Raw genomic sequence first — 12,138 nt, 5'->3', positions numbered from 1 at the left:
ACGGAATGAGCCCGGTTCAATACCGGACCCATAACTCAATTTTATCCTAACTTTAACCTGTCCAACTTTTTGGGGTCGGTTCAGGCGAAGGGGTGATGGAAGACCGCGTAGCGGGCTGCAATCAGGGGGATTCTTCCCCCTCCCACTAGCCACATCTTATACCATATTCTATTTTTGCGCGCACCGCCAGATGTCGTATTTCTGGGGAACCGGGCGAGAACCGCCCACAAAAAGGATTAATTATGTCTCAAATCGAACTCACTTTCCCCGATGGCTCCGTACGTTCCGTAGCATCGGGCACCACCGGCCTCGAAATTGCGAAGGGCATTTCCGAAGGTCTTGCACGCAAGGCGCTTGGCGTCAAACTTGGCGATAAGGTCCTCGACCTCACGCGCCCGCTCACCGAGAGCGGCACCATCAAGATTATCACGCCGAGCAACGACGACCCGGATGCTCTGATGCTCCTGCGTCACAGCTGCAGCCACGTGCTTGCCGAAGCCATCTGCGACCTGTTCCCGGGCACCAAGCTCGCCTACGGTCCGGCTATCGAAAAGGGTTTCTACTACGATTTGATGACACCGACCCCGATCCAGCAGTCGGATTTCGAGCGCATCGAAAAGCGCATGAAGGAAATCATCAAGGAAGACCGTCCGTTCGTGCGTTGCGAAGTTAGCGCCGCCGATGGCCTGAAGCGCACCGAGGGCGACAAATACAAGACGGATAACGCTGAACGCGCTCTCGCCCGCGAAGGTAGCGACGGTACGCTCAGCTTTTACGTGACTGGCGAACCGGGCAAGAACTTTGAAGACCTCTGTGCCGGCCCCCACGTGCCTTCTACCGGCAAGCTCAAGAATTTCAAGGTGCTCTCGATGTCGGGCGCCTACTGGCACGGCGACCAGAACAGCGACCAGCTGACCCGCGTGTACGGGACCTGCTTTGCCGACAAGGAAGGTCTCGAAACTTACCTGAAGTTCCTCGAAGAAGCCGAAAAGCGCGACCACCGCAAGATCGGCAAGGAAATGGACCTCTACCACATCGAAGACCATTCTCCGGGCATGGTGTTCTGGCACCCGAAGGGCACCAAGATGGTGAACGCCCTCAAGGACTACATCCGTGGCAAGATTGACCGTCGTGGCTACCTCGAAGTGATCACGCCGGAAATCGTGAACAAGACTTTGTGGATCAAGTCCGGCCACGCTGACAAGTACAACGAGAACATGTTCAAGACGCTGGCTGGCGACGTGGAAATGGCTGTGAAGCCGATGAACTGCCCCTGCCACATCCAGATTTTCAACACTGGGCTCCGCAGCTGGCGCGACCTTCCGATGCGCCTTGCCGAATTCGGTAAGTGCCACCGTTACGAACCTGCCGGCACCATGCACGGCCTGATGCGCGTGCGCGGCTTTGTGCAGGATGACGCCCACATCTTCTGTACCGAAGACCAGATTGCAAGCGAAGTGGCCGACTTCTGCGCCCTCGTCAAGGAAATCTACCACGACTTCGGTTTCGACGATATCGTGGTGAAGTTCTCCACCCGCCCGGAAAAGCGCGTGGGTTCCGACGAAATCTGGGACAAGGCTGAAGCCGCCCTCGCCGAAGCCACGAAGCTCGCTGGCCTCGACTACATCCTGAACCCGGGCGAAGGCGCCTTCTACGGCCCGAAGCTTGAATTCACGCTGAAGGACAGCCTCGGTCGTGACTGGCAGTGCGGTACCATCCAGGTGGACTTCAACCTCCCGCAGCGTCTGGGTGCCGAGTATGTCGGCAAGGACAACCAGAAGCACATTCCGGTGATGTTGCACCGTGCGGCCGTGGGTTCCATCGAACGCTTCCTCGGTATTCTTATCGAAGAATTCATGGGCGATTTCCCGCTGTGGCTCGCTCCGGTTCAGGCCCGCGTGCTCCCGATTTCTGAAAAGTTCGTGGACTACGCAAAACAGGTCGAGAAGGAACTCGTGAACGCCGGCGTCCGTGTGGAAGTCGACGAATCCAATGAGAAGCTCGGCTACAAGATCCGCCAGTGCGAATTGCAGAAGATTCCGTACAAGATTATTGTAGGCGAAAAGGAACAGGCTGAAGGCGTTATCGCAGTCAACAAGAGAAAGGAAGGCGATAAGGGTCAAATGACCGTTGCTGACTTCCTCAAGATGACGGAAGAAGACCGCAAGGTTGTGCGTTAAGTTCTCTGCCTAAAGGAGATTCCCGGTCAAGCCGGGAATGACATTTTGCGAAATACGCAGACTCGATTGAGCCTGCGTTTTTTCATATTCTTCAATCAAATTAGCGCGTTACTTCTTCCCGGCCTTCCCAGCAGCAGCCTTCCCTGCCGCGGCATTCAGTTTCTTGAATTCTGCCTGGGCTTTGCGCATGTCGGCCATAAAAATTTCATTTGTATGCAAGCTCGGGTAGGCGCCCGAGACAAGCACCTTGGAGGCGTCCACGTCGCTTTGCCAGTGGAATCCGGCAATCACGCGGCTCTGGCCCCATTCGTAGGCGTATTTCAGCAGGGCATCCTGGGCAGCCGGGTTCACCTCGATTAGCAGCATGGCCATCGACCACGCACGAATGGTATGTCCTGACGGATAGGATCCATTTGTTCTTAGTCTTTCTTCTTCGGCGGGGACAAGCGTCGGTTCATTGAAGCGGTCGTAAGGGCGGCGCCTCATGTAGTGCCTTTTGGCCTTGCTCCCCACCTGCTTAAGCGTCCGGATTCCGCGTTCGAGAACATTCATGATGGCAGGAGTCTTCTTTGCCGAAATTTCCATGCCGAAGGGTTCGCTGAACATTGCAGCCATCTCTTCGATCGTTTCTACCGCCTGGGCCACCGCAAGGGCTGCACGGGCAGAGTCTAGGCGCATCGTTTTACCCCACATGTACTGCGAGATGTCGTACATGAACTGCGGCGACATGGTATCAGGGGGTGCAGGGTAATAGTTCAGCGCGTCCGGAAGCGCATCCGCTTCCACATAGGGTTTGACATCGGCGGCATAGCTCACTAAGGCAGCCCCGAAAAGGGCGATTGCAATAAAGGTTTTCTTAAGAACTTTCATACACTTCAAATATTAACTATTTTTCACTCGATGCTTTCTCGTTTTAGAACCGTAGTTCCCATACTAGCCCTACTCTGCTTAGGACTCACGTGTTGCTCTTTCCCGGTGCGCACGGGCTACGACCGAAGCATTGGCGACTACAAGAGCGTCCCGCCAAGCGAGACCGCCTCCACCCCGCCCAAAGAAGAGCCTCCGGCACCTCCACAGGAGACCGCACAAGAAGCCCCGTCGGATTCGACTAAACACATGAATTCCGCCGAAAAGGCCCGCGCCGCCATCAACAAGAAAGAAGCCGCCAAGGCCGCCAAAAAAGCGGCACCGAAAAGCAGTCTCGAATCTTACGCAAGACAATGGATGGGGGCCAAGTACGTCTACGGCAAAGCCACCAGAACAAAGACAGACTGTTCCGGATTCGTGATGCAAGTTTACAAGGGCTACTACAACATTGAACTTGACCACAGTTCCTCCAAAATGTACAAGGACAGTCGCGGAAAATCCGTAAGTCGCGGAGGACTCAAAGAAGGCGACCTCGTATTCTTCGGAAGCCTCTGGAAGATCGACCATGTAGGAATCTACTTGGGCGGAGGCCGCTTTATTCATGCAAGCACCAGCAAGGGCGTCATGATTTCGCCTATGCAAGACAAGTACTGGGGCCACAAGTACCAAGGCGCCAGAAGATTTAAGTAAATTTTAGCTATGAAAAAAATTGCATTCCAAGGTCGCAAGGGCGCCTATAGCGATTGCGCCGCACATTATCTGTTTGGCGAAGATATCGAAACGCTCCCGATGGACACTTTCGAAGAAATCTACCAGGCAATCGAAACGGGCGAAGCCGATGGCGGTGCCATTCCTATCGAAAACTCGACGGCAGGCTCCATCGAGGCGAACTACGATTTGCTTTACAAGTGGCGTCACCGTATTGTGGGCGAAGTCATGCTCCGCATCGAACACACCTTGTGCGTGATGCCGGGTGTCAAGCTTGGCGACCTCAAGCGCGTTTACAGCCACCCGCAGGCACTTGCACAGTGTTCCAAGTTCTTTGCCGAAAATCCGCAGATCAAGGCGGTTCCGGCTTTTGATACCGCAGGCTCTGCCGAAGAGCTCGCCGCACGCAAGGCTAAAGACGAAGGCGCCATCGCAAGCGCCTATGCCGCGAAGATTTACAACCTGGACATTCTGAAGGCTGGCCTCGAAAATTTGAAGGGCACGAACTTCACCCGTTTCTACGGAATTCAAAAGGTTCCCGCAGCCTTCGATACCATTGAAGGCGCCAAGACGACCATGCTGTTTGAACTTGCCGACAACAATGCCGTCGGAGCTCTCTACAATGCGCTAGGATGCTTCGCCAAGCGCGGCATCAACTTGACTCGTTGCGAAAGCCGTCCGCACCCGGACAAGCCGTGGGAATACATTTTCCACGTGTCCTTCGAAGCAAACGTGAACGAAGACCGCGCCAAGGAAGCCCTTGTCGAACTCAAGAACTACACGAACAACATGTACATTCTGGGCACCTTCAAGAAAGGCGTGATTGAAACTTTGAAATATTAAGAGGCAGAATATGGCATACGAACGTACCGACAGAAAGTTTGACGAATACCGCAACCTTAAAATGACCACGGGCTTTATTTCGAGCGCCGATGGTTCTGTTCTGATTGAAATGGGTCGTACCCGCGTTATCTGTAACGCGACACTCCTCCCAAAGGTTCCTGATTGGCTCGCCGGTAAAGGCACCGGTTGGATTACGGCTGAATATAGCTTGCTCCCGCAGAGTACGGGTAAGCGTGTGGAACGCGAGCGCAAGGGCGCGAGCGGCCGTACGCAAGAAATCCAGCGCCTTGTGGGCCGCTCGCTGCGCGGCGCAGCCGACCTGGCAGCCCTCGGTGAAAACGCTATCGTGGTCGACTGCGACGTGATCGAAGCCGACGGCGGTACCCGTACCGCAAGCATTATCGGCGGCTTCGTCGCCCTTGCGATTGCCCTCAAGAAAATCAAGGAACGTCTCGGTCTTACGCAGCAAATTCTGCAGCACGGCATTACCGCAATTTCCGTCGGAGTCGTTGCAGGCAAGCCGCTCTGCGACCTTTGCTACGTAGAAGATTCTGCTGCCGATGTCGATATGAACGTGGTCATGCAAGACGCCAAGAACTTCATCGAAGTGCAGGGCACCGGCGAACACGCAAGTTTCGATCGCAACATGCTCAATACGCTTCTTGACCTCGGCGAAAACGCCTGCAAGGACATCTACAAAAAGCAGATGGAATTGATCGGCGGCGAGTTGCCGTAAGAAGCAAAGACCGCTCGGCTCTTTCGCAGACTAGTAACGAATTTTGCCTTCGGCTACCTTGCGCAGGTGCTGGCCGTAAGGCGACTTTCCGTACTTGGCCGCAGATTCCAAGAGCTTATCCTTGGTAATCCAGCCGTTAATGTAGGCAATTTCTTCAACTGCAGAAATCTGGATACCCTGGCGGTTTTCCACCATCTTCACGAACTCGCCCGCTTCAATCAAGCTGTCCATGGTTCCAGTATCGAGCCAGGCAAAGCCACGACCCAAAAGTTTCACGTCGAGTTCGCCCTGTTCCAAGTATACGCGGTTCAAGTCCGTGATTTCAAGTTCACCACGGGCACTAGGCTTCTGGGCCTTAGCGTATGCAGACACGCGATTGTCGTAGAAATAGAGACCGGTAATGGCATAGTTGCTCTTGGGTTCCTTCGGCTTTTCTTCGACCGAAATCACCTTGCCCGATTCGTCGAATTCCACCACGCCAAAGCGTTCCGGGTCTTCCACATAATAACCGAACACACTGGCACGGCCCTTTTCTTCGGCATTCTTCACGGCGGCCTTCAAAAGCGGGCTAAAACCGTTACCGTAGAAAATGTTGTCGCCGAGCACCATGGCGCAGCAATCGTTGCCAATAAATTCTTCACCCAGAATAAAGGCCTGTGCAAGGCCATCAGGGCTGGGTTGCACTTTGTAAGAAAGGTTCAATCCCATGGAGGAACCATCACCAAGCAAGCGCTCAAAATTCGGCAAATCCGTAGGCGTCGAAATAATGAGGATGTCGCGAATGCCCGCCAGCATCAAAGTAGAAAGCGGGTAGTAGATCATGGGCTTGTCATAAACAGGCAAAAGCTGCTTAGAAGTCACCATGGTCAACGGATAAAGCCTGGTACCGGAACCTCCGGCGAGAACGATTCCCTTCATTAGTACTTCCCGTATTTGTAGCCATACCCTTCGGTGCGGCTATGTTCATACTTGTTAATTACGATAGAAGCATGGGCGCTAGAATTACCCTTGAGAATCTGGGCCATGCCGTCCTTGATGGCATCGATAGAATGCTTATTGTATTCAATCACCATCACAATCTGGCTAGCCACATGGCAAGCGAGAGCGGCGTCAGTAACAAGCATAATCGGCGGAGTATCAATGACAACCAAGTCGTATTCTTTCTTGAACTTGTTTATGACTTCGGCATAATGCTTGGATCCAAGCAATTCAGCCGGGTTATTGGGAACATTGCCACAAGGAATCACAAACAGGTTTTCAACTTCCGTGGGGAACACCACCGATTCGGCTTCCACTTCACGCAACAGCACCTGAGAAAGGCCGTTGCCGCGCTTGATGCCAAATTCCTTATGGAGACGACCCTTACGAAGGTCAGCATCGATCAGCAGCACCTTCTTGCCAAGTCCAGCAAACAAGGCTGCCAAGTTCACGGACACAAAGCTCTTGCCCACGCCCGGAATAAGGCCGCTCACGCCAACAATGGAGCCACCTTCGTCCATCATGGAGAATTCCAAAGAAGAGCGGAGGGCGCGTAGCGATTCCACAGCGACATCGTCGGGTTCCACCACGGCAAGAGGTCTTGTACCCTTGGTGCCCTTGGGGTTGCCCTTGGGAACCTTGGCGTAAACCGTAAAGCCTGTTTCCTTTTCAATGAAGTTGGCACTCTTGACGCCGCTGCTGACCTTCGACTTGATGGAGACAATGGCAGCACCAAGCAAGAAGCCCAGGAACAGAGCAACGCAAAGAATGATCTTTTTCTTGGGTTTCGTCGGCTTAGTCACCTGTTCCGCAAAGTCAATAATGCGGACGGAACCAACTTCACCAGCCGACACCAATCGCAGTTGCTGAATGTTGTTGAGCATGGTCGTATACATGACCTTTGCCAATTCAACCTCGTTCTGGAGTTTCAGCACTTCCTGCTGGGTAGCGGGCAATTTCTTCACGGCGCTGGACGTTCCTGCAAGTTCACGCTTCAAGGCGTTTTCCTGTTCTTCCAACGTCTTTACAGAGGGGTGTTCTGCATGGAACAAGCGGATAGCGCTCTGCTTACGCTGTTGCAAAGCAAGAATATCTTGCTGCAACTTCATACGCTGCTGCAAAACCAATTGCGTTTCGGCATTGATATCCACAGAACCCACGCGGTTGCGATAGGTATTCAAGTTCAAGAGGGAAGAATCCATCTGAGCCTTGACATCGGGCAACTGCTTTTCCAAGAATTCCAAAGTCTTTTGGGCTTCGGCGTTACGTTCTTCAACGTTCTGACGCAGGTACGACGAGGCGACCTCGTTCAAGATTTCAACGGCGCGATCGGGATAGATATCCTGGTACGAAAATTCGAGAATGCCGGTCTTTTTTCCTTTTTCAGAAACCTTGAAGGCGCTACGGAAAGCCTCGATAGCTTCCAGTCGCTTCATCTTGGAAACGGCAAAGCGCTGACCTTCACGAACGACGGCGCGGAAAATACCGAAAGAAGCCGTATCACCGGCATAGGGGAAACGATAAGTTTGCCCAGCAGCTCCAGACAGGACCAAATTCTTATTATGGTCATACAGTTCAAAATTACCTAAGGAATCCTTGGCAACAACAGTCCAAGGCATTCCCCTTTCTTCCTTGGGAACATTATCCCAGGGGACATTGAAGTTGTTGAGTTCAAGGCGGCCTTCTTTATGCAGCAGACGATCCATCTTGTCAAGAGGTTCTGCAACCAAGTCAAGCCTCATCTTTTCGACAGCGGATCCCATCACCTGGCGGCTACGGATCAGTTCCATTTCTGTTTCGGCGGGGCTACTGGTCGCAAACAAGGCACCGAGACTACCCATCATTCCAGAAGGCTTGCTATTCTTGGATTCAATCTGTAAAAGGGCATCCACCTGATAAATCGGACGTGCCCACATGGCAACGAAGACTCCAATAATTGCCGAAAGCAACATGACTGGGGCCATAATCTGCCAGTTCTTTACAAGGATCTTTAAAAATTCACCTAAATCGGTTTCTTCTTTTTTCGATGTCGCCATAGAAAGGTCTTCCTCTAACACAATGCGGATATAATTTAGAAAAAACAGGGGCTATACAAAAAAGCTATCTTTGGCTTTATGAGTGAAAACGCCCCCAAACGCCTTAAAGAATTCCTGCCTCAAGTTCCATTCAAAGCCGGTGAGGGCGCCGAGACCCTATTGGACTCGTTTATGGCATGGGCAGAGTCGCGTGGCACCACACTCTACCCCGCTCAAGAAGAGGCTATCCTTGAGCTTTTGGACGGCAAAAACGTCATTTTGAATACGCCTACGGGTTCCGGGAAATCGATGGTGGCCCTGGCGCTCCATTTCGACAGTTTGGCACATGGCCGCCGTAGCGTTTACACCTGCCCCATCAAGGCCCTTGTGAACGAAAAATGGATGGCACTTTGTAAAGAATTCGGCGCCGAAAACGTGGGGCTTTCTACAGGCGACGCCACCGTCAATCACGACGCCCCGATCCTTTGTTGCACCGCCGAAATTTTAAGCAACATGGCCCTGAACGAAGGTGAACAACTCACGATTACCGATGTGGTGATGGACGAGTTCCACTACTATTCCGACAAGGAACGCGGTGTTGCTTGGCAGGTGCCGCTACTCACGCTTCCGCAGTCGCGATTCTTACTGATGAGTGCCACTGTAGGCGCCACCGAATTTTTCGAACGCGACATGACAAAGCATACGGGCCGCGAATCGGTCACGGTGCGGTCTTCGCAGCGTCCGGTTCCGCTTGATTTCAGCTATTCCGAAACCGAAATTTCGAATACGGTACAAAAGCTTGTTTCAGGCGGAAAAGCACCCGTTTACGTGGTGCATTTTACGCAGGCAGCGGCGGCGACCAACGCCCAGAATTTCATGAGCCTGGACCTGTGTACTAAAGAAGAAAAGCAATCCATTAACGAGGCCATCAAGGAAGTCCGATTCAGTAGCCCCTACGGTCCCGAAGTCAAGCGCTGGCTCAAGCAAGGCATCGGTCTCCACCACGCAGGACTTTTGCCCAAGTACCGCATTCTCTGCGAAAAATTGGCACAAAAAGGTTTACTCAAAGTCATCTGCGGCACCGACACGCTCGGCGTAGGCGTGAACGTGCCCATTCGAACGGTGCTTTTTACGCAACTCTGCAAATACAGTGGCGACAAGACGGCTATTTTGACCGCCCGAGATTTCCACCAGATTGCAGGCCGTGCAGGCCGCAAGGGATTTGACGACATCGGTTACGTGGTCGCACAAGCGCCTGAACACGTCATCGAAAATTTGAAACTCGAAGCGAAAACGAAACAGACGGGCAAGAAATTCCAGAAAAAGAAACCGCCCGAACACGGCTACGTCCCCTTTGACGAAAGCACCTACAAGCGCTTGATTGCCGCTTCGCCGGAACCGCTGACTTCTAGCTTCCAGGTAAGCCACGGAATGCTCCTGAACATTCTGAGCCGCCCTACAGACGGTTGTACCGCCATGCGCAATTTGCTCAAGGATTGCCACGAAAGTGCCTCCAGCAAAAAACAGTTGCAGCACCGCGCTTTTCAGCTTTTCAAGAGCCTTGTCAAGAAGAATATCATTGAATTCGTGACACCGATTGCACCGGGCTATAGCAAGCTCCGCGTGAACATGGACTTACAAGACGACTTTTCGATGAACCAGCCGCTTTCGCTGTACGTAGTCGATACGCTTCCGAAACTGGACCGCGAAAGCCCCGAATACGCACTCGATGTGATTACTTTGTGCGAAAGTATCGTTGAAAACCCCGAAGCGATTCTGCGAATCCAGCAGAACAAAGCTCGTAACGCCCGCCTCGATGAGCTCAAGGCGCAGGGCATGGAATTCAACCAGCGTATGGAAGAAATCGAGAAAGTGGAATATCCCAAACCGCTCCGCGATTTCATTTATGACACCTTCAACGCCTTCGCCGAAGAACACCCCTGGGTAGACGAAAACATTGAGCCCAAGAGCATCGTGCGTGAAATGTTCGAAAACTTCAGTACCTTCAGCGGATACGTGAAGCAGTACGGATTGCAGCGTATGGAAGCTATTTTGCTGCGACACCTGAACAGCGTTTACAAGGTGCTTTCGCAGACCGTTCCTGACGGTTACAAGAACGAGGAACTTCTCGACATGCAGGATTACCTCGGCGACATGATTCGTCGCACCGACTCGAGCCTACTCGAAGAATGGGAAAAGATGGCGCACCCCGAAGACTACCAGAAGCGTCTGGAAGCTGCCGGCGCCACAGAACTCGAAACCGCTTTCGGCGCCGACAAGGTGGCCGCAGACATTACCTACGACAAGAAACATTTTATCGTCATGGTGCGCCAGCGCATCTTCCAGCTTATGTCTGCCTTGCAGAAGCAGGCATACAGCGATGTGCTTGATATGCTCGCTGACGACCTCGCCGAAGGCCAAATGCTCGTGGACGGCGAAGGCAAGCCCTGGACTGAAAACGGCCTTATGGAAATCATGGCGGCTTACACCGCGGAACATCACAACTTCCGCCTCGATGTCGAAGGCCGCTCGCTGCACCATACGATTATCACCTACGAAGGCGAAATCATGCACGTTCAGCAAATGCTGCAAGACGAAGAGGATTTCAACGACTGGAGCATTGATTTCGACGTGAACCTAACCGAATGCCGCGACGCCGGCATGCCGCTCCTTAAAATGACGCGAATCGGCGAAGTATAAATAGAGACCCTCCCCCTTTGGGAGGGAGGGTCCTAATCATTCCAAGGAGCATTGGTGATGATTATTTTTCAGTTCCAGGCTTCAGCGTATACACGTATTCCATGTGGTTTCCAAAGACCATGTACTTCGCCTCAGCATAAACGCCTTCGTTCTTGAGCTTAAACGCCGCTCGTGTCATACAGGCACAACCTTCGCCCGGTTCTAATTTCACGGAATCTAGTTTCGTCATTTCCGGTTTTGCATAGAGCGTATCATTCGAAGGATAAACATTGACTTTTTCGACCTTTTCATCGCAATTAAACGTCTCTTCAAAAACCAATACGACATCATCCCCGTCATAATGCGTTCTTGCAAACGGCGCACCTACCCCATTAGAATCCCTTTCCGAAAAATCGTTCCAAGCATCCACATAAAGGAACTTGTTACTCAAGAGACTTTCATTTTCATTGAGCATTGCATCGCAATGACCTATCACATCCGTCACTTCTTGATGCGGCTCCGATTCATCAAATTCCGGAGCATCGGGAATCGTAGGTTCTTCAATTTCGGGCCTTTCGGGAGCCGGGTCTGATGTTATCTCAAAGACTTCGCCGGAATACTTGAAATACTTGGCATCAGCATCGTCTGCATTAATAGTAAACCAATGGTCTTTAATGCAACTGCAAGAGGTTTCACCGGACAAAGTGAATTCGCGACCATCTTCATCGATTCCCTTTAACGGTTCGGTCCAAACAGACAACGTATCCCCTTGCCGCTTAGAAACAAACTGAGCAATAATACCACAATAATCGCCCAACTCAGGAACCAATATTTGGGTCGCACCCGTAGAATCTTCAACCAAGTACGCTTTATCCAATTCTTCGGAATCAGCTTTCTTGTATAAAACACCTAGGCCGTGATCAAGGCATTTGCCCAGCGTCAGTTCAACTTTATTGGAACGCTCAGAAGCAGGCTGTTTTCCCTGGGTATCGCTAGAATTCGACGAAGAATCGTCACCACATGCCAAAAGTGCAAATGAAAGTGCTGCACAACAAGCCCAAACTCTTTTCATAAAAACCTCCTAAGACACCTTTCAATATAAATTAATACACCATACGGCGCAAGGGGCTTT

9 protein-coding genes are annotated in these 12,138 nt (G+C 52.1%); 5 read left to right on the top strand and 4 right to left on the bottom strand.

Features of this window, described 5'->3' with window-relative positions:
* Nucleotides 1–242 precede the first annotated feature (242 nt).
* The gene (gene thrS / locus BUA40_RS13330; protein ID WP_072801345.1) at nucleotides 243–2,180 is read left to right on the top strand and encodes a threonine--tRNA ligase; all 1,938 of its coding nucleotides are present in this window, start codon (nucleotides 243–245) and stop codon (nucleotides 2,178–2,180) included.
* A 108-nt stretch (nucleotides 2,181–2,288) separates the two neighbouring features.
* Here the strand turns inward: thrS and BUA40_RS13325 are convergent, their stop codons facing one another.
* Nucleotides 2,289–3,050 (bottom strand): acid phosphatase, encoded by a 762-nt coding sequence (locus tag BUA40_RS13325; protein ID WP_072801344.1) that lies wholly within the window; start codon nucleotides 3,048–3,050, stop codon nucleotides 2,289–2,291.
* Nucleotides 3,051–3,080: 30 nt separating this feature from the next.
* Between BUA40_RS13325 and BUA40_RS13320 the strand changes: the two genes are divergently transcribed.
* From BUA40_RS13320 to rph, 3 genes are read left to right on the top strand one after another with little or no spacing between them, the layout of a single operon-like run.
* A complete protein-coding gene (locus tag BUA40_RS13320; protein ID WP_083585422.1) occupies nucleotides 3,081–3,737 on the top strand; it encodes a C40 family peptidase in 657 nt (218 codons plus the stop codon).
* A 9-nt stretch (nucleotides 3,738–3,746) separates the two neighbouring features.
* A complete protein-coding gene (locus tag BUA40_RS13315) occupies nucleotides 3,747–4,598 on the top strand; it encodes a prephenate dehydratase (protein ID WP_072801342.1) in 852 nt (283 codons plus the stop codon).
* A 10-nt stretch (nucleotides 4,599–4,608) separates the two neighbouring features.
* A complete protein-coding gene (rph, locus tag BUA40_RS13310) occupies nucleotides 4,609–5,334 on the top strand; it encodes a ribonuclease PH (protein ID WP_072801341.1) in 726 nt (241 codons plus the stop codon).
* Nucleotides 5,335–5,364: 30 nt separating this feature from the next.
* Here the strand turns inward: rph and rfbA are convergent, their stop codons facing one another.
* Both rfbA and BUA40_RS13300 read right to left on the bottom strand, forming a co-directional pair.
* Nucleotides 5,365–6,252, bottom strand: a complete 888-nt coding sequence (rfbA, locus tag BUA40_RS13305; RefSeq protein ID WP_072801340.1) for a glucose-1-phosphate thymidylyltransferase RfbA — start codon at nucleotides 6,250–6,252, stop codon at nucleotides 5,365–5,367.
* Nucleotides 6,252–8,348 carry a polysaccharide biosynthesis tyrosine autokinase gene (locus tag BUA40_RS13300; RefSeq protein ID WP_072801339.1) on the bottom strand — a complete coding sequence of 699 codons (2,097 nt, stop codon included), beginning with the start codon at nucleotides 8,346–8,348 and terminating at the stop codon, nucleotides 6,252–6,254. The genes rfbA and BUA40_RS13300 overlap by 1 nt, the downstream gene beginning before the upstream one ends.
* 78 nt (nucleotides 8,349–8,426) lie before the next feature.
* Here BUA40_RS13300 and BUA40_RS13295 point away from each other — a divergent pair, with 78 nt between their 5' ends.
* Entirely contained in the window at nucleotides 8,427–11,027 is a 2,601-nt protein-coding gene (locus tag BUA40_RS13295) for a DEAD/DEAH box helicase (RefSeq protein WP_072801338.1), read from the top strand.
* Between the two features lie 61 nt (nucleotides 11,028–11,088).
* Here BUA40_RS13295 and BUA40_RS13290 read toward each other — a convergent pair whose 3' ends face one another.
* Nucleotides 11,089–12,078: a hypothetical protein gene (locus BUA40_RS13290; RefSeq protein ID WP_072801337.1), complete on the bottom strand. Its 990-nt coding sequence runs from the start codon at nucleotides 12,076–12,078 to the stop codon at nucleotides 11,089–11,091.
* Between the last annotated feature and the right edge of the window lie 60 nt (nucleotides 12,079–12,138).

It is taken from the genome of Fibrobacter sp. UWT2, assembly GCF_900142545.1.
In the GTDB taxonomy this organism is placed as follows: Bacteria; Fibrobacterota; Fibrobacteria; order Fibrobacterales; family Fibrobacteraceae; genus Fibrobacter.
The sequence above is the reverse complement of the archived record's forward strand: the minus strand, read 5'-3'. Positions and strand labels throughout refer to the sequence as shown.